Raw genomic sequence first — 16808 nt, forward strand, 5'->3', positions numbered from 1 at the left:
TCATGCCGATCGAACGCGATCTTCGCGGGTATGGAAGGGCCCGTCCCGATATCGTCTGGCCGAACGGCGCCCGCGTCGCGGTGTCGCTGGTGGTGAATTTCGAGGAGGGCGCCGAGCTCGCTGTCGAGCAAGGCGATGCGGAGACGGAGCACTATGGTGAGGTCGCCTCGACATCGCCGCCGGGCGTGCGCGATCTCGTGCAGGAACAGGTGTTCGACTATGGCATGCGCGCCGGCCTGTGGCGATTCCTCGACGCCTTCACCGAGGCCGGAATCCGCTCCACCTTCATGATGTGCGGCCGCGCCGTCGAGCGTGTGCCGGACCTTGCCCGCACCGTGGTCGAGGCCGGCCACGAACCGGCGGTGCATGGCTGGCGCTGGCTGCCGCACGCGCTCTATGGGCATGCCGAGACGGAACGCCGCGACATTGAGAAGACGCGCGACGTCATCGCCCGCGCGACCGGCCTCACGCCGGTCGGCTTCATGTCGCGCGGCAGCCAGAGCGCATGGACGCGCGATGTTCTGATCGGGCTCGGCTTCGCCTACGATTCCAACGCACTCGACGACGATCTGCCCTATTGGAGCCGGTCGCCACAGGGAGCGATGCTGGTCCTGCCCTATGGCTTCGACACCAACGACATGAAGTTCTTCCATCCGAACGGCTTTGTGCAGCCGGAGGATTTCTCAAACTATGTCAGCGCCGCACTCGCCACACTGGTCGAGGAGGCGGAGCGCGGCCGCTCCGCGATGCTGTCGGTCGGATTTCATCTGCGCATTTGCGGCCGACCGGCGCGCTTCCGCGCGGTGAAGACCATTCTGGCCGAACTGGCGCGGCTGGAGGGCCGGGTCTGGGTCGCAACACGCGCCGAAATCGCGGCGCATTTTCGCAGAGTCGTGCGCTAGGCCGCCCGCAACGAGCGTGCTGACCTCGTCCTGCAGCGATCGCTGCTTCCGAGATACGAGTGCTTCCAATCTAGAACGCCTCGACATCGCCTTCCCGAGCGTTGACTTGGAAGGGTCTCTGGCGGAACGATCGGCGCAGATCATCCGCGCCAGCTCTGCCGCGCGCGCAGCCAAAGGCCAGAGGCTCAATGCATCAATCGACACATACCAGGCCGCTCGATCTTCCCGCGCTGAGCGCAGCGGAGCGGCTCTTCATCTGGGGTTTCAGGGCGAAGGCACGCCGCGGAGGCGCCGTTCCGACCGCGGCCGACATCAAGGAGGTGTACGACCATTTCCGCGTCGGCGACGCCGTGCCCTCGCTGGAGTCCATCATCGAGATCTTCGCCTGCACGGCCCATACGGCCATCGAAGTGCATTGCCCGACGTGTCCGCGCATGTCGGACAGCGAGCACGGACTTCTGCGTGCCATCGCCGCTGCGCAGCAGGAACGTATCGAGGTCGCCCGCGAGCAGTTCGAGTGCTGGCTGCCGCCCGTCGGCGCCGATTGGGCGCTTGCGCCGGTCCAGGGGCTTGCAACGATCTTCCGCATGGCCGGTCTCATCCTGCCCGACCGGCACTTGCGGTCTTTCGACCAAGACCAGATGATGGCGATGAAGACCTGGCTGGTCGGTAGCCCCACGCTGCACTGAACGGGAACATTCATGATGCAGGATGCATGCGATTCCCTTGCAGTCCCGGACGCCGGCCGGTCGCAGCTCTGTCCGCTTCAGGCTGCGCTTGCGGCGCCACGAAGCGTCGAAGGCTACGATGACTTCTGCCGTGTCGCGCTGTCGCTGTGCCGGTTCATCGGAGCGGCCTACACCACCGGCGCTTCCGATTGCTGGGAAGCAGCCTATCGCTTCGCGGACGAGACCCCCGGCGTTGCCGACAGCCCGCTGCTGGTCGCACGGGCTGCCGCACTCGTTAGGATCCTGCGCAGCGGCCGGCCGTGCGAGCTGTGCTTCATGCCGCCGTCCTGCCGGCGCCTGTCGAAGGACGAAACCGAGTTGATGCGGCTGCTGGCGGCGGCCCGCCGCAAGCAGCCGGGTGAGCTCGAATCCGTCGTCTGCCAGTTCGTCGGCAACGAGAACGAGATTGCGACCACGCGGGCGGTCAACGCGCTGGCGTTCTGCTGATGCTTTGACGGGTTCCAGTCGCATCTGGAGCATCCTTGCGCTATCATGTCGCCATGGAGGGCAGTGCTCGATGCCCTCCATGAAACCTCCAGGCGATCCCAGCGCAACCACCGCTGGGATCGTCGTTCTGGATCGCCGCGCACGATCGGGGCGGTCCCCTCTTGAGAATTGACCGCCGGAAAGGTCTGATGGGGTGCGGGAGAGGATTCCCGCCAATGCAACCCGGGACCTGAGCGGCATGACCATGTCGGTCGAGCAATTGTGGAGCCTGCCGGAGACCGCGCTGATCGGCGCCTATGCCGAGGCACGACGCCGCTACGCCGAGAAGAAGTTCGAGCGCGACACGCAGCGGGCGCGGCTGGAATGGATGCGCGCAAAACTGTTCGTCAACACACAGGGCAACGTGACCGAACGCAAGATGGCGGTCGACGTGTCGGAAGAACTGGCGCGCAAGGGTCAGGAGGTACGCGAGATGACGCGCGATCTCGACATGCTGAAGATCGACGTCGACGTGATCGACACCATGATCCGGCTGCGCGGCGCGCACGGTGCTGCGCCGGTCCACGAAGAGGCGGCCGAGAAGCCGGTCGAGCCGGAGGGGGAGTGACATGGCCGCATTCCGCGGGAGCTGGTACGCGCATGGGGATGCGCTGCCGGTCGAGGATTAAAGGGGGCGCCCGATTTGATGATGCGCGTGCGATCGTTGCAGATCGCGCTACCCGCCCGCAACGCACGCTTCCATGATGCCGTCGAGCTCCGCCTTCGAGAGCACCCCAAGCTCGGCGATGAAGACGATCCGCGTCCGCGGCGCGCCCGCTGCCGGCACATCGCCGGGTGCGAGCGTGGCGCGACCGCCGGCGAACTGAAACACCATCACGCGACCGGGCTGCTCGATCGTCTCGAACAAGCCTTTTGCGCGCGCGAGCTTCGGCGCCAGGCGGTTGATGGCCTGCTGCAAACGCGGCAGCGAGACCGGCTTGTCCGAGGTCCAGCTCAGCGTCTCGAAGCGCTCCTCTGCCGGCCGCCGCGGGCCCACGTCACGCGGCGCGGCCGGGCGATCGATTTCCGCGAGAAACAGCAGCGCGGCAGGAATCTCGCCATGCTGCGCATCGACCACGACGGCGGGAACACGCAGCGCGCGGATCGCCGCGCGCATGCGTGTTCCCGCGCCCGCGTCGGCCAGATCCAGCTTGCTGAGCGCCACGATATCGGCGACGCGCAGCTGCGATCGATGCAGCGCATCTTCAAGTGCGGCGGGCGGCGCCGTCGCGTCCATCACGCAGAGCACCGTCTCCAGCCGCGCCTCGCGCAGGATCACCGGATCCATCAGATTGCGGACGATGTCGGCGGGATCGGCGACGCCGCTGGTCTCGATGACGATATACTCAGGTTTGGGATCACGCCGCAGCAGCGTCGAGAGCGTGCGCAACAGATCGCCTTCGAGCGAGCAGCAGATGCAGCCATTGGCAAGGCTGACCACGCCGTCGCTGGCGCCCGCGATCAGCTCAGCATCGATGTTGATCGCGCCGAAATCGTTGACCACGGCGGCGATGCGCCGCCCCTCCGCATGCGCCAGCAGATGGTTGACGACCGTAGTCTTGCCCGCCCCCAAAAAGCCCGTCACCAGGAGAATGGGGACCGGCATGGGTCAGCCCTCGACGACGGGGCGGCGCACCGGCTTACCGGGCCGCGCCGCCACGTCCAGCACGCCGTCGGAAATCAGCGGCTGGCCGCTGACCACGAGATGCCGCACGCCCTCCGAGGGACGGTTCATCGCGGTGAAGGTCGCCCGATCCGAGAGCTTCTCATAGTCGAACACGACGATGTCGGCATCCGCGTCTTTCGCGAGCCGGCCCTTGGCGCGCATCGCGGGCGTGCTCTGCGACAGGATCTCCGCCGGGATCAGTGCGCATTTGCGCACGCCTTCCAGCAGCGACACGGTCTTGCGCTCGCGCACCCATTCGCGGATGAATTTCGTGAAGCAGCCAGCCGAGCGCGGATGCGAGGTGGCATCATCCGGCAGCGGCCAGGCATCGCCGGTATAGGTGCTGCCGTCGGACAGCGTCCACGGCATCGCGTCGGAGGCGATCGCACCGCCCGGATACAGCACCGACATGTCGAGCAGGTCGCGGTGATGCGCATTGTTCTCGGTGTCGAGGATGTGCCAGAGCACCAGCGACGACGGCTCCTCGGCCTGCGCCTTGAGCAGCTCCTCGCGATCGTGGAAGCGATAGCCGTCGGTCACGCGCTGCACGGAATCATAGCCGGTGCCGTTGCGCTCGACGAACTCGGGATCGCTGAAGAACGCGGCGGCCAGCACGGTGGAGCCAGTGCCGTAGGGATAGGCCTCGACCGTGATCGGCAGCCCCTGCGCCTGCGCCTTCTCGATCAGCACGCGGCAGCGCTCGACGTCGGTCTTGCTCGACGAGTTGAAATGGCAGATGTGCATGTGCGCACCGGTGGCGCCGGCATAGCCGATCAGGCGGATATAGGCTTCCGCCGCGCTCTCGGGGTCGATGCGCGACATGAAGGCGACGTGGGTGAAGGTCGGCACGTCCTTGGCCGCAGCCAACTGGCAGACCGCCGTCAGCTCCTGCACGCCGGCGCCCGGCGCATAGGCGTTCAGGATGCCGATACCGATGCCGCCCTCGTTCAGACCGCGGGTGAGGCGCTCGAGAATGCCCGATACCTCCGCATCGGTCGCCACGTTGTCCATCCAGCGCCGATCGCGCATGGCATTGCCGAATGCCTCCAGCGAGCTCTCCGCATTGGAGCCCGTCATCGCGCCGATGCGGGCAAAGGCCCAGTTGGTGGCGGCGCCGTAGTTCAGCACGCGGCCTTTCCGCGCCTGGCGCTCGTACCAGGATGCGACCGGCAGCACGCCGGCCTCGAGATCGAGCGTCGTCGTGACGCCGTCGAACGCCTGCATGCGGTCGGCCGAGACCGACTGGCCATGCGCATGCAGATCGATGAAGCCGGGCGCCACCACAAGCCCGGTCGCGTCGATCACCCGCTCGGCGCCGCCGAGACCCGTGCCGACAGCGGCGATCTTGCCATCCGCCACCGCTACATCACCAACGGCATCCATCCCGCTCGCGGGATCCACCACCCGGCCGCCGCTGATCACCAAACCGCTCATATCGTCACTCCGAAAAGCTGAAGGCCAAAGGCCCCCGAAGTCCCGGCAGCTTCGGAGGATGAAACCGGCTACGTCGCGGGACCGTTCCGGCGCGCATGATGCAGATTCTGGAGGGAACGACCACCGCTGCGGATGCCGATGCTGCATGCGTATTGCCGCGCAGCGATCGCGAAAGCGTGCAGGCAGGATGCAGTCTCGGGTTGCATCTTCGCCAATGCCAAGCTATGGGATGCACGCAATTTCAATTTCTGGAGGCGACCGTGTCTACGACTGCACGCTTCCCGGGTTCGCCGCGCGATACCTAGCGCGTCCCCCGGGATTGATTCCCGGGTGAGATCACAAAACCCCATATCAGATCGAATTTTCCGCGGCCTGTCGGCGCGCGATTGTGAACTTGTGTCATGACACTCAATGTCCTGCCGGCCCCTTGTCAGGTGGCCGGACGTTCCGAGCTGCTCGAACGGCGGCTTCGGCGATATCATCCGCGCTTCCAGGACGCCGTACGTGCCCTGGCCGCGCGGCACCCGCGCTTGGCCGACCTCGCCGCGAGCTTTCCCGCGCTCCTCTTCGCGCTGGCTGTTCCGCGGACACGGCTCGATCCAGCACGCGCGATAGCATGCGTGGTCGACGGCGCTCCCCTCGCGCAAGCCGCCGCACCTGCCGATCTGCCCCTGTGGCTGCGCAAGCTGCCGCCGGAGGCATTCGTGCGTCCGATCCCGCGCTTGCCTGACGGCGAGCTGTTTCGCCGACAAATCGCGAACCACCTTCCGCGCTCGCTCAAGCTCGCGCCGTGCTGGCTTCAACTCGTCGCCGAAGCCGCCGAGCTTACGCATGAGCCGATGGCTGCGTGGATCGCGCGTGAGTTCGTCCGAGAGCCGCGGCGTGTAACGACTGCGCGGGTGCGGCTCATCTGTCTCTGGGCGTGGTTCTCCTCTCAGCCCACGACATTGGGGCACGATCTGATCGAGAAGCCATGGACGTCGGACATGCGCATCGATGCCGCATGTTCGGCCGCGCGCGAGTGGCGAACGGTCGTTGCCTTGCATGCCAATCTCGGCCGCATGCCGATCGCCGACATGTGGCTGCGGCCCGGCCGGATGGCCGGCTACGAATTCATGCCGCTGGATTCGATTGCCACCGTCGTCGAAGAGGCTAAAGCGATGCGGAATTGCCTCAGAACCCTTGGCAGCAGCCTCGCACACAATCATTCGCGACTCTGGAGCATCCGGAAAGACGGCGAGCGGATCGCGACGTTGCGGATTTCCCGCCGCTATCGCGATCCGCTGCCGAACCTCATCGAGCTCCAAGGCCCCGGCAACATTGAAGTATCGCGCGAATTGTGGTGGGTCGCTCGCCAATGGCTGCACAAACACGATCTGTCGCAGATCGACATGAGGCAATTTGACTGGGGTACAGCACCGATCGACCGCGAAAGTTGGACATCGCTTTGGCGGCCGTACTGGCTCGCCAAGCGGCGCATCCCGCATTGGCTGCCGGTCGCGCCGTCGCGCACGGCGCTTGAGTTGCTGTGAGCCGGAAATGACGCTCTCCCAAATTGATTGCGATAACTCGCAGACACGCGCTCGCGTCCTCGCGGCATGATCTGCCCGAGTTGTGCTTCGCTTCACCACCCCTCCAAGGAAAGGGCGCAGGGAAGGCCGGGCACCGGCTGGCACCCATAAGACCCCTGCGCTGAACGAATGCACACGCAATGCACAGGGGAGACACAGGGCAGCCGAAACCAGGCCTTCCCTGCGCGATGGTCTGACGGCCTATGCCGCGCTCTCCCCGGAGCCGAATTCCTTCTGGCCTCCGTCACCTCCGCGAAATTCACGCTGCCCGCGCCGGTTGGCGAGTGACGCCTTCGCCGAGGCTTGACCGTAGCAACGACGGTCAGGACCACACGGTTTCGCCGCACGCAGGCGATCCTGCGTCGCCAAGAGGCTTCGCAAGACATTGAGCGCCGTTCGTCTTCGCAGGAAGCGCCATGCTCACGAGGTTCATCTCGCCCTGCACCGCGCAAGCCCCGCCTTTAACGCCGCCCGCGTCCACCGCAACTCCCAGCCCGCGCTCGAAACGACGTACGACCGCCCCTTAGGTGGGCTGAGATGGGCGACACATACGCCAAATCCGAATTTCGGTAAAGCGAAATATTTCTACAGGAAGGGGTTGACAGCGGATTGGGGTGTTTCGCTGAAATGGGCAATGAACCTGTTTGTATCCGACGTATTGCAAAATGCACTACGAAGCCTATATGGGTGCCTGTGGAGGTGTTCATCATGTCGCGAGCAGAACGCAAGGAGCATCCGCTTTCGATGCGGATGCCGGAAACCGACATTGCCATCATCGACCGGGCCGCGGCGCTGCGCGGGCGCTCGCGTACGGACTTCGTGCGGGACGCAGCCGTGCGCGCCGCCGAGGACGTGCTGATGGAGACGGCTCCCATTCGCATGAGTCCGGCCGGCTTCAAGACGTTCATGGCGACACTATCAGGACCGGCCGCCCCGGTGCCGGAAATGGTCGCGCTCTTCAATCGCGCTGCGCCATGGGAGAGCAATGCATCTCTGGGTGAGGTTGACGCCGGTCCGCCTGCAGTAGCTGCGTCCAAACGAAAGACCCGTGCAGGCAAGAGGCGCTGAAGCTTGGCGATTTCAGCCCCAGAACCGCTGACGCCGGTTCACCATCTCGACGAGTTCTCCTGCGGCAAGCCATCGCTCGACCGATGGCTCAAAACGCGCGCACTGTCCAAGCAGCAGAAGGGCTTCACGGCAGTCATGGTCGTTCATGAGGTGAATCGTGTCGTCGGCTATTACGGTCTTGCGCCGACGGCGATCATCCCCTCCTCCCTGCCGCGTTCCATCCGGACCGGCCAGCCGCCTGATCCTGTGCCCTGTCTGCTGCTGGGGCAGCTTGCGACCGACCAGAGTTGGATTGGCAAAGGTATCGGCACTGGCTTGGTCAAGCATGCGCTCCAGCGCTGCGTCACGGCAGCGGGCCTGATTGGAGGCCGCGCGCTGATCGTCAATGCGGTCGATGCCAAGGCTGCTGCCTTCTGGACGCGGCGAGGGTTCATTGCCTCGAAGGATGATCTTCTTGTACTCTTCAGGTCGATCGCAGACATTGCGGCGTCGTTTCGCTAGCGGGGTATCCAATGCCCGTAAAATTCGGAGACATTCTCCAGGCTTTCGAGTTCGCCGACGTCAGCGGCGGCATGGGGGAGTGCCACACCTTCGTCTGCAGGCAGACAGGAAAGATCTACTACCAGTTCGACGATGACACCCTGCAGGAGCTCGAGGACGAGGAACTGCCTGACGATATCGAAGACGGGACCAAGTATTTGCAGATCCCGAACTCTCGAGATCTCGACCTCGGCAAGCCTCTTGTGATCGCCTTTGTCCGCGAGTTCCTGCCTGATGATTTGGACGAGGTTCGTTATTTCTTCAGCAAGCGCGGCGCCTATTAGAAGTTCAAGGCCCTGCTCTCCCGACGGGGAGCGATCGATGCTTGGCATGACTACCGGAACAAGGCGACAGAGCGGGCATTGCGCGATTGGTGCGAGGTCCATACCATCGAGATCGTCGACTGATCTTGGCATTCACTGAATGCCACGAGGTCCGCGACGCGGCTCCGCCGCTATCTCGCCCCCATTGTCGTTCAGAGAGCAGATGGGGCGGCGCCGTCGGGGGCAAAGTTCCCATGGGTTCCTTGTGATACGTCGACGTCCTCTACAAACAAATCATTCCATTTCGCGCCGCGCTTTCCTCGGCGGATTCATGTCGGCAGGCAGTGCCCTCGCGCTCGGGGGATGCGCCGGCCTGGGCGCGACCGGCGCGCGCTTCGATGCCTCGTCGCTCTCGGTCGACTCCACATTGCTTGTCGCCACCACGCGCAAGCCCGTGAATGGGGCTCGCGCCAAGCCGTGGTTCGGTCCGGAGCGCGCGACGAGCATGACGGTCGCGCGGGCCAAGCTGGTGGCGCCCGACGAGAGCCGTCTTTCTCTCGCCTCCGTCGGACTCGGGGATTGGCGTCTTGATCGGATCGAACCGGTGTCGGCCGACGCCGGCGATCTCACCGCGCAGGCCGGCGGAGGAGACGTGCTGATCTATGTGCACGGCTTCAAGCAGACATTCGAGACCGCGGTGCTGGACGCCGCTCATCTCTCCGATGGGATCAAGTTCCGCGGCCGGACCATGGCGTTTTCCTGGCCCTCCAGGGCAGGATTGTTCGACTACGCCTATGACCGCGACAGCGCGATGTGGTCTCGCGACGATTTCGAACGCGTGCTCTCAGCGCTCGTATCGGCCCCAGGCAGCGGCCGCGTGCACATCGTCGCGCACAGCATGGGAACCATGCTGACGCTCGAAAGCCTGCGTCAGCTCTATGGGCGATACGGCGATACGGTCACGAGCAAGATCGGCGCGGTGGTGTTTGCCGCGCCCGACATCGACATGGACGTGTTCTCGTCGGCGGTCCAGCGCATCGGCCCGCTGGCCGGCAAGATCACCGTGATCGCCTCGACGAACGATCGCGCACTGGCGCTGTCCGGACAGATCGCAGGCGGAATGACGAGAGTCGGCGCCGCCGAGAAAGCCGCCATCGCGCGGCTCGGCGTGCGCGTGGTCGATGCCTCACAGGAAGGCTGGGGCATCATCAACCACGACCTGTTCCTGTCGAATGCGGAAGTGCAGCGGGTGATCCGCCGCTCGATCGACGGCACGACGGCGTGAGCAGCGCACGATACTGAACTTCGCCATCACGACGTTCGCGTCGTTCGGTCCCCAGAAGTACGATATTGTGGGCACAGATCTTTTCGGACCGAGAGAACGGCTTCCTTGAGCTCTCCGCCTACCCTGAGATACGGCTCGGGCGTCAAACGGTCGCTATCCGCGACGAGGCGCGAAATGGCCATGCGGCTCGTGCCCTGCGTCAAATCAACGAGCGCGGCCGATGACGACGTATTTCGCAGGACGAGAACGAGCAGGCAGGTGATCCGAAATGCGGCCCTGCGAAGAAGCCGTCCCCTCGTGGCGTCGCCATCATCGTTCCCGACCGTTGAGCCTTTCGGGATTGCCCGAACTGCTCCGTGAGAAACGGCGTCCATCGCGCACATGCAGCGCTCCTGCTCGGTTGAACATGCGCACGATGGAATCCGGTTGTCGCAGAACTTTGCCGACGGCTACCGGGAATTGTCGCGATCTGTCTCAGGCATGCTGCATTGCATAGTTCGCGACAACTTGGCCCCTCTCTACCTGCCGGCTCCCCTCATCTGCCCTTCGTCGATCACGTTGCTTTCAGTGCGGCTTTTCGAGATCGCATCAAGACCTGATGGACATGCGAGCTTGCGACAATTTGCGACAGAAACGGGCTGCCGGGACAAAGTTTTGCGACAGCTAGTGGCCAAGATGTTGTTTCGGTCAACGCTTGGAAATCGTTGCAGATGAGGGCAGTTCCCCGGAACAAGCCGGCCCTAGCGATCGCGATTCGACGCCACGTTCCTTTCAGGGATGCCATCCCGCAAGGATGTGATTTCAGCCGATCGTACCCGGCCGGTACATTCTTTTGCGCTCTTCCAATGGGCTGGCTACTGGAATTCATTTTGATGCGGAACGGAGCAATCGGATGGACTCGGCACCGCACATCGCCGTCGTGGACGACCACCGTGACATCCGCGACCTGGTCGGCAAATACTTGATGCAGCATGGCTACCGGATCAGCCTCGCGGAGAGCGCGATCGCACTGCGCCGCTTGCTCGAACGAAGTGCTCCGGACCTGATCGTTCTCGACATCATGATGCCGGGCGAGGACGGATTGTCCCTCTGCCGCCATCTGCGCAGCACCACCGAGCTTCCCGTGATCCTTTTGACCGCCATGGCGGAGGAGACCGACCGCATCGTCGGCCTGGAAGTGGGCGCCGACGACTATCTGTCCAAGCCATTCAATCCCCGCGAACTGCTCGCCCGCATCAAGGCGGTGCTTCGGCGAGTGCAAAGCCTGCCGCCGCAAAGAGGCCGGCTGGCGAGCAAGATCGTACGCTTCGACCGATGGACCTTTGACGTCAACCGGCGGGAATTGCTGGGAAACGACGGCGTTGCCGTGCCGCTCAGCACGGCCGAGTTTCGTCTCCTGTGCGCATTTCTCGATCATCCGGGCCTGGTGCTCAGCCGCAACCAGCTCCTCGACCTGACGGTCGGCCGGGATGCGGATCCGTTCGACCGGAGCATCGACAATCAGGTCAGCCGCTTGCGGAAGAAGATCGAGGCCGACCCGAAAGTACCAGCCTTGATCAAGACCCACTGGGGTGGCGGATACAGCCTGGTCGCGGAGATCGGGCAACCATGACGAGCTTGTGGACGCGCAGCCTCGCGGCCCGTTTCATCTGCTTCACGCTGCTGTCTCTCGTGCTGTCGCAGGCAATCGTGTTCTTCATTTCCTGGGACGAGCACGGACAATCGATCCGGAAGGCCGCCAAGGGCGAGATACTCAGCAGGTGTGCCTCGCTGGCCCGGGTCCTGGAAGCGACGCCTCAATCGCTGCAGACCGATATCCTCAATGCCAGCAACACGAGCTCGGCGAGATATTGGATATCGACCAACGGCCTGAAGGATGCTTCGGAGTGGCGAGAGGAGGCATGGGAGCGCCTGGCGCAGCCATTGCCGCGCGTCTCCTTTCCCGGTCACAACGTGCCCGCAGAGGTGAGACCGGACTTCACCAGAAACACAGCCGAAAGCAGCGGCGCCACCTCCTCCCAGTGGGTCGACCTGAAACCGGAAGCCTGGCCACTCTCCCGGCCGGCGAAGTTCCTTTATCTCGATGACACCACCGGCATGGGGTTGGCCGTTCAGTTGGCGAATGGGGCATGGCTGAACACTGCCTTTGCCAAACCCGCACAAGACGGCTTCTGGACCTCCAAATCCACCCTGGCGCTCGGCCTTTCAGCGTTGTCGTTGTCCATTATCGCCGTGTTTGCCGCACGCGGCATTGCGCAACCCTTGCGCCGCCTCGCCGTAGCGGCCGAGGCGCTCGGCCGTGGCCAGGAGGTCGTGCCGCTGCCGGAAACCGGCCCCGACGACATCCGACGCACCGCCGAGGCATTCAATCGCATGCAAGCGCGGCTGCATCGTTTCGTCGACGACCGCACCAAAATGCTGGCCGCCATCGGTCATGACCTGCGCACACCTCTGACCTCGCTCCGTTTGCGTGCGGAATTCGTCCGCGACGAGGAGGTCCGCGAGAAGATGCTGTCCACCATTGCCGAAATACAGACGATGACAGAGGCGACCCTCGCATTCGCCCGCGAAGATGCGACCGCGGAAAATACGCGCACCCTGGATCTCTCGGCTCTCGTGGAAAGTCTCTGCGACGATCTCGCCGAACTCGGTCATGAGGTGTCTTTCTCGAACGGACAGAAGATCGGCTACAGCTGCCGGCCAGACGCACTCCGCCGCGCGTGCCGTAACCTGATTGAGAACGCCATCCGCTATGGCGAGCGGGCGCGCGTTACCGTGGAGCGAGGCGCAGACAACATCGAAATCACCGTCTCGGATGATGGACCCGGCATTCCCGACAGCGCCCGCGAGCAGGTTTTTGTGCCATTCTTCCGGATCGAGAATTCGCGAAATCGCGAAACAGGAGGCGTGGGCCTCGGTCTTTCCATTGCCCGGACCATTGTCCGCCACCACGGCGGAGACATCGTCCTGACAAACGGGCCGAGGGGACTGCACGCGGTCATCAGCCTGCCGGCGCAGGAGGGCGCGCCGCCTCTCGACAGCCGCCCGATCACGGCCGCGGCAGCGAAGGACGTCATCAACGATCTCGAACCGGCATCGCGCGGCATTTCTGTTTGAAACCCGGCCCGCGCCGCTCTCGCCACCGGTAACGCGCCATGCCTTTGCCGGAGCGCGCGACATCGGAGAACTCACCCTCGAAGGTCGCGGCGAGCGAGAGGCGCATGGCAAAAACCAGGCGGAATCGCTGGCGAATGGCGCTCCCTAGGGGAATCGAACCCCTGTTTCAGCCTTGAGAGGGCCGCGTCCTAACCGCTAGACGAAGGGAGCGTGAGGGCTAGCCAATAACCTCGAAATTTGTCCGCCGCAAGGACCCCGACGGGCCTTTTACGGCTCATTGGCGAATTTCAGCTTTCCGGCGGGCTTCAGGGTGTGGGCGTCGAAGGTGCGGATCTCGGTGATGCCGCCGACGTCCAGCGTGACCACGAGCCGGTCCCCGGCGACGCCGGTCGCGACGATCCTGGCGCCCTTCGGCAGGGTGGCGGTGACGTCGCCCACCGGTTCGGGCGCCCTTCCCTCCGACTTGAAAAGGCGGTAGCCCACCGCGATCAGAACGGCGCAGATCGCCAGCGCCGTGGTCAACCCCGCGATCAGCATCATCCGCCGCACCCGCGCGAACAGCGCGGCCTGCTCGGGGGTCGGTTCGGGAACAGCGGTATCAGACGTCGTCATGGAAAGCCCTGGGTCAGCGCAAAGGTTGGAGGTCGTGGTCGGCGGCGACGAGGGCTCGGCCCGGCTCGACCGCGTGCTGGCGGCGCGCCGGCCGGAGCTGTCGCGATCGAGGCTGAAGGCCCTGATCCTGGCGGGCGCGGTGCACCTGAAGGCCTCCGCGGTCCGCGACCCCGCTTATCACGTCAGTCCCGGCGATACGATCATAATCGACGTGCCGGAGGCGGCGCCAGCCGAGCCCAAGGGGGAGGAGATAGCCCTCGATATCGTGTTCGAGGACGACGACATCATCGTCATCAACAAGCCCAAGGGGCTGGTGGTGCACCCCGCGGCCGGCCACGAGACCGGCACGCTGGTGAATGCGCTGATCGCCCATTGCGGCTCCTCGCTGTCGGGCATCGGCGGGGTCCGCCGCCCCGGCATCGTGCACCGGCTCGACAAGGACACGACGGGGCTGATGGTGGTCGCCAAGAACGACCTCGCCCATGCCTCGCTGTCGGCGCAATTCGCCGACCACGGCCGTACCGGCGAGATGCGGCGCGGCTACATGGCGTTCGCCTGGGGAGTGCCGAACCGGCATCGCGGCACCGTCGATGCGCCGATCGACCGCCATCCGCATGCGCGCGAGAAGATGGCCGTGCGCCAGGGCGGCCGCGAGGCGGTGACGCATTGGGACATCCTGGAGAGCTTTGCCGGCCGCGACGGCAAGGGCGTCGCCGCCCTGCTCGCCTGCGAACTTGAGACCGGCCGCACCCATCAGATCCGCGTCCACCTTGCCCATATCGGCCATCCGCTGATGGGGGATGCGGTTTATGGCCCGCATTTCAAGACCAAGGCCAACCAGCTCGGCCCCGAGGCGCAGGCCGCTTTGGCGACGCTGGGGCGGCAGGCCCTACATGCTTACCTGCTGGTATTAGAGCACCCGAGGACAGGAGAATTACTTCACTGGGAGGCGCCTCTGCCGGAGGATTTGCTTCTCCTGCAACGCGCCCTCAAAGCGGCGCTATGACGCAGGCCGCTTCAGAAAGGCTTTACATTACAAAAAGTTATAGCTGCCACACGGGGACGTGACGTCAGCAATCCTTCCCTTTTCGACCTCCGATGAGGTATATTGCGTCTGCGTTGAAATGACCAACGCGGAACATCGCAGCTACGGCCGGCTTTAACACAGCGGTCGTCTGCCTGGCCCGCCGCTATCGGGGGCCTGAACCTTTTTGGAGGGCGCACTATGGCCCGTACCGCTGCTTTGCCGGTCCTTAATGGAGAATCCGGCCTTTCTCGCTACCTCGCCGAGATCCGCAAGTTTCCGATGCTGGAGCCCCAGCAGGAATACATGCTCGCCAAGCGTTGGCGCGAGCACGACGATCGCGACGCGGCGCACCAACTCGTTACCAGCCACCTCCGCCTCGTGGCCAAGATCGCCATGGGCTATCGCGGCTACGGCCTGCCGATCTCCGAGGTCGTCTCGGAAGGCAATGTCGGCCTGATGCAGGCGGTGAAGCGTTTCGAACCCGAGAAGGGGTTCCGTCTCGCCACTTACGCCATGTGGTGGATCAAGGCGTCGATTCAAGAGTACATCCTGCGTTCCTGGTCGCTCGTGAAGATGGGCACCACCGCGAACCAGAAGAAGCTGTTCTTCAACCTGCGCAAGGCGAAGAGCAAGATCAACGCGCTGGACGAAGGCGATCTCCGCCCCGACCAGGTGAAGATGATTGCCAAGCGCCTCGGCGTCACCGACCAGGACGTGATCGACATGAACCGCCGCCTCGGTGGCGACGCGTCGCTCAACGCTCCGATCCGCGACGACGGCGAAGCCGGCGAATGGCAGGACTGGCTGGTCGACAACACGCCCAACCAGGAAGCCATGATGGCGGAGCACGAGGAGTATGATCACCGCCGTGACGCGCTGAACGGCGCCATGGGCGTGCTCAACCCGCGCGAACGCCGCATCTTCGAGGCGCGCCGCCTCGCCGATGAGCCGATGACGCTGGAAGACCTTGCCGCCGAGTTCGGCGTGTCGCGCGAGCGCGTCCGCCAGATCGAGGTCCGCGCCTTCGAGAAGGTGCAGTCCGCGGTCAAGGGCACGATCGCAAGGCAGGAACAGGCCGCGCTGGAAGCCGCGCATTAAGCGGGCTTTCGCCGCGGCGACAGATTGGCGGATCGAAAGACAGAAAGCCGGCGGTGACGCCGGCTTTTTTGTTGCACGCATGAGGCCTGCTTGAGTGATGAGCTCTAAAGCGCAACTCGAAGCTTCGACGCCATGCTCCCGGCTTGGTCGGGGCGGTGCAGATGCTCCCGTCATTCCGGGGCGCGCCTCTTGGCGCGAGCCCGGAATCTATTCATCCACCAACTCCGCAGCACGATGGATTCCGGGCTCGCGCTGCGCGCGCCCCGGAATGACGCCGTCTCACTCCCCCCACTCCCTCGCCATCGTCGCGAGCGTGCAGCCTTCGCAATAGCGCGCGTCCTTGTAGTCGATCCAGTTGTGCGCATAGACGCGATCAAGCGGGATGCCATAGCGCGCGCGCAGCACCTGCACGAGGATCTTCCACGCCGCGACCTGCGCTTCGGTCGGGCCCCTCGTCACGTCGGGATAGTTGCCGGCGAACTCGACGCCGATCGAGTTGTCACGCACCACCTGGCGGTAGGTCGAGCTGTTGTCGATGTACTTGTTGTCGTTGCGGTTGGCACCGTCGCCGTGGGTCGGCACCAGATTCTCGGCGACCGCCCAATAGACCGTGCCGTCGGTCTCGACCCAGACCGTGACGCCGCGTCGTGTCGGGTTCTTCGCCTGCGCCTGCGCGCCGCCGCGCGCCGAGCCCGCAGGTCCCTCGGTCTGGTGCACGATGATGTTGCGCCATGGCTTTGCGTTGCGGACATCGCCCCATGGCGCCAGCCAGACGATCTTCAAGCCGGGAATTTCGGGCGTACCGGAGGTGCGCGCGAACTTTGCGAGCCCGGCGTCCGCGGCGGCGGCAGGAGGGATCAGAAGGAGAGCGGCGAAAACGGCCGCGGGCAGGCGAAACATCATCATGCGAGGTCCAATGCGACCCGAGGCTACAGCATGATCCGGAAAAGTGTGCAGCGGTTTTCCGCCAAAGATCATGCACAAACAAACAACCTGAAGCGCGATGGCGAT

General features: G+C 64.5%; 17 protein-coding genes and 1 tRNA gene. 13 read left to right on the top strand and 5 right to left on the bottom strand.

All coding sequences use genetic code 11. The features are described from left to right. Positions 1-2: 2 nt before the first annotated feature. From EDE08_RS11545 to EDE08_RS11560, 4 genes are all read left to right on the top strand, one after another. The gene (locus EDE08_RS11545; protein ID WP_131869297.1) at positions 3-902 is read left to right on the top strand and encodes a polysaccharide deacetylase family protein; all 900 of its coding nucleotides are present in this window, start codon (positions 3-5) and stop codon (positions 900-902) included. A gap of 188 nt (positions 903-1090) precedes the next feature. Next, positions 1091-1591 carry a hypothetical protein gene (locus EDE08_RS11550; RefSeq protein ID WP_131869296.1) on the top strand — a complete coding sequence of 167 codons (501 nt, stop codon included), beginning with the start codon at positions 1091-1093 and terminating at the stop codon, positions 1589-1591. Between the two features lie 12 nt (positions 1592-1603). Next, positions 1604-2077, top strand: a complete 474-nt coding sequence (locus EDE08_RS11555) for a hypothetical protein (protein WP_131869295.1) — start codon at positions 1604-1606, stop codon at positions 2075-2077. Between the two features lie 238 nt (positions 2078-2315). Beyond that, positions 2316-2684: a hypothetical protein gene (locus tag EDE08_RS11560; RefSeq protein ID WP_131869294.1), complete on the top strand. Its 369-nt coding sequence runs from the start codon at positions 2316-2318 to the stop codon at positions 2682-2684. Positions 2685-2792: 108 nt separating this feature from the next. Here the strand turns inward: EDE08_RS11560 and EDE08_RS11565 are convergent, their stop codons facing one another. After that, complete coding sequence (locus EDE08_RS11565) at positions 2793-3722, bottom strand: CobW family GTP-binding protein (protein ID WP_131869293.1); 930 nt, start codon at positions 3720-3722, stop codon at positions 2793-2795. Between the two features lie 3 nt (positions 3723-3725). After that, positions 3726-5216 carry an amidohydrolase family protein gene (locus tag EDE08_RS11570; protein WP_165935871.1) on the bottom strand — a complete coding sequence of 497 codons (1491 nt, stop codon included), beginning with the start codon at positions 5214-5216 and terminating at the stop codon, positions 3726-3728. 530 nt (positions 5217-5746) lie between these two features. Here EDE08_RS11570 and EDE08_RS11575 point away from each other — a divergent pair. The 7 genes from EDE08_RS11575 (at position 5747) to EDE08_RS11610 (ending at position 13060) form a co-directional block, all read left to right on the top strand. Next, complete coding sequence (locus EDE08_RS11575; protein ID WP_245524772.1) at positions 5747-6748, top strand: hypothetical protein; 1002 nt, start codon at positions 5747-5749, stop codon at positions 6746-6748. Between the two features lie 747 nt (positions 6749-7495). Continuing rightward, positions 7496-7855, top strand: coding sequence for a type II toxin-antitoxin system TacA family antitoxin (locus EDE08_RS11585; protein WP_502700596.1), 360 nt, complete (start codon positions 7496-7498; stop codon positions 7853-7855). A 3-nt stretch (positions 7856-7858) separates the two neighbouring features. Then, positions 7859-8356 carry a GNAT family N-acetyltransferase gene (locus EDE08_RS11590; RefSeq protein ID WP_131869291.1) on the top strand — a complete coding sequence of 166 codons (498 nt, stop codon included), beginning with the start codon at positions 7859-7861 and terminating at the stop codon, positions 8354-8356. A gap of 11 nt (positions 8357-8367) precedes the next feature. Beyond that, complete coding sequence (locus EDE08_RS11595) at positions 8368-8679, top strand: hypothetical protein (RefSeq protein WP_349627649.1); 312 nt, start codon at positions 8368-8370, stop codon at positions 8677-8679. 310 nt (positions 8680-8989) lie between these two features. Next, positions 8990-9943 carry an alpha/beta hydrolase gene (locus EDE08_RS11600; protein ID WP_165935872.1) on the top strand — a complete coding sequence of 318 codons (954 nt, stop codon included), beginning with the start codon at positions 8990-8992 and terminating at the stop codon, positions 9941-9943. Between the two features lie 892 nt (positions 9944-10835). After that, positions 10836-11555 (top strand): response regulator, encoded by a 720-nt coding sequence (locus EDE08_RS11605; protein WP_131869289.1) that lies wholly within the window; start codon positions 10836-10838, stop codon positions 11553-11555. Next, positions 11552-13060 (top strand): sensor histidine kinase, encoded by a 1509-nt coding sequence (locus EDE08_RS11610; RefSeq protein WP_131869288.1) that lies wholly within the window; start codon positions 11552-11554, stop codon positions 13058-13060. The genes EDE08_RS11605 and EDE08_RS11610 overlap by 4 nt, the downstream gene beginning before the upstream one ends. 135 nt (positions 13061-13195) lie before the next feature. Here the strand turns inward: EDE08_RS11610 and EDE08_RS11615 are convergent. Both EDE08_RS11615 and EDE08_RS11620 read right to left on the bottom strand, forming a co-directional pair. Then, positions 13196-13270, bottom strand: a tRNA-Glu gene (locus EDE08_RS11615). Positions 13271-13327: 57 nt separating this feature from the next. Next, positions 13328-13672 (bottom strand): hypothetical protein, encoded by a 345-nt coding sequence (locus tag EDE08_RS11620; RefSeq protein ID WP_028178477.1) that lies wholly within the window; start codon positions 13670-13672, stop codon positions 13328-13330. Here EDE08_RS11620 and EDE08_RS11625 point away from each other — a divergent pair. Both EDE08_RS11625 and rpoH read left to right on the top strand, forming a co-directional pair. Then, positions 13671-14678, top strand: a complete 1008-nt coding sequence (locus tag EDE08_RS11625; RefSeq protein WP_131869287.1) for an RluA family pseudouridine synthase — start codon at positions 13671-13673, stop codon at positions 14676-14678. The genes EDE08_RS11620 and EDE08_RS11625 overlap by 2 nt on opposite strands. Positions 14679-14897: 219 nt before the next feature. Further along, on the top strand, positions 14898-15797 hold the full coding sequence (gene rpoH, locus EDE08_RS11630; protein ID WP_061880464.1) for an RNA polymerase sigma factor RpoH: 900 nt from the start codon (positions 14898-14900) through the stop codon (positions 15795-15797). 279 nt (positions 15798-16076) lie between these two features. Here rpoH and EDE08_RS11635 read toward each other — a convergent pair whose 3' ends face one another. Then, positions 16077-16703, bottom strand: a complete 627-nt coding sequence (locus EDE08_RS11635) for a peptidoglycan recognition protein family protein (RefSeq protein ID WP_207912968.1) — start codon at positions 16701-16703, stop codon at positions 16077-16079. Positions 16704-16808 lie beyond the last annotated feature (105 nt).

The organism is Bradyrhizobium sp. R2.2-H (assembly GCF_004346455.1).
GTDB classification, from domain to species: Bacteria; Pseudomonadota; Alphaproteobacteria; order Rhizobiales; family Xanthobacteraceae; genus Bradyrhizobium; species Bradyrhizobium diversitatis.

Excerpts from the sequence above, each read along its gene's own strand:
- EDE08_RS11605 (WP_131869289.1), top strand. The coding sequence starts at position 10,836 with ATGGACTCGGCACCGCACATCGCCGTCGTGGACGACCACCGTGACATC.
- EDE08_RS11585 (WP_502700596.1), top strand. The coding sequence starts at position 7,496 with ATGTCGCGAGCAGAACGCAAGGAGCATCCGCTTTCGATGCGGATGCCG.
- EDE08_RS11600 (WP_165935872.1), top strand. The coding sequence starts at position 8,990 with ATGTCGGCAGGCAGTGCCCTCGCGCTCGGGGGATGCGCCGGCCTGGGC.
- EDE08_RS11620 (WP_028178477.1), bottom strand. The coding sequence starts at position 13,672 with ATGACGACGTCTGATACCGCTGTTCCCGAACCGACCCCCGAGCAGGCC.
- EDE08_RS11560 (WP_131869294.1), top strand. The coding sequence starts at position 2,316 with ATGACCATGTCGGTCGAGCAATTGTGGAGCCTGCCGGAGACCGCGCTG.
- EDE08_RS11545 (WP_131869297.1), top strand. The coding sequence starts at position 3 with ATGCCGATCGAACGCGATCTTCGCGGGTATGGAAGGGCCCGTCCCGAT.
- EDE08_RS11550 (WP_131869296.1), top strand. The coding sequence starts at position 1,091 with ATGCATCAATCGACACATACCAGGCCGCTCGATCTTCCCGCGCTGAGC.
- EDE08_RS11570 (WP_165935871.1), bottom strand. The coding sequence starts at position 5,216 with ATGAGCGGTTTGGTGATCAGCGGCGGCCGGGTGGTGGATCCCGCGAGC.
- EDE08_RS11610 (WP_131869288.1), top strand. The coding sequence starts at position 11,552 with ATGACGAGCTTGTGGACGCGCAGCCTCGCGGCCCGTTTCATCTGCTTC.
- EDE08_RS11595 (WP_349627649.1), top strand. The coding sequence starts at position 8,368 with ATGCCCGTAAAATTCGGAGACATTCTCCAGGCTTTCGAGTTCGCCGAC.
- EDE08_RS11635 (WP_207912968.1), bottom strand. The coding sequence starts at position 16,703 with ATGATGATGTTTCGCCTGCCCGCGGCCGTTTTCGCCGCTCTCCTTCTG.
- rpoH (WP_061880464.1), top strand. The coding sequence starts at position 14,898 with ATGGCCCGTACCGCTGCTTTGCCGGTCCTTAATGGAGAATCCGGCCTT.
- EDE08_RS11555 (WP_131869295.1), top strand. The coding sequence starts at position 1,604 with ATGATGCAGGATGCATGCGATTCCCTTGCAGTCCCGGACGCCGGCCGG.
- EDE08_RS11565 (WP_131869293.1), bottom strand. The coding sequence starts at position 3,722 with ATGCCGGTCCCCATTCTCCTGGTGACGGGCTTTTTGGGGGCGGGCAAG.
- EDE08_RS11625 (WP_131869287.1), top strand. The coding sequence starts at position 13,671 with ATGGAAAGCCCTGGGTCAGCGCAAAGGTTGGAGGTCGTGGTCGGCGGC.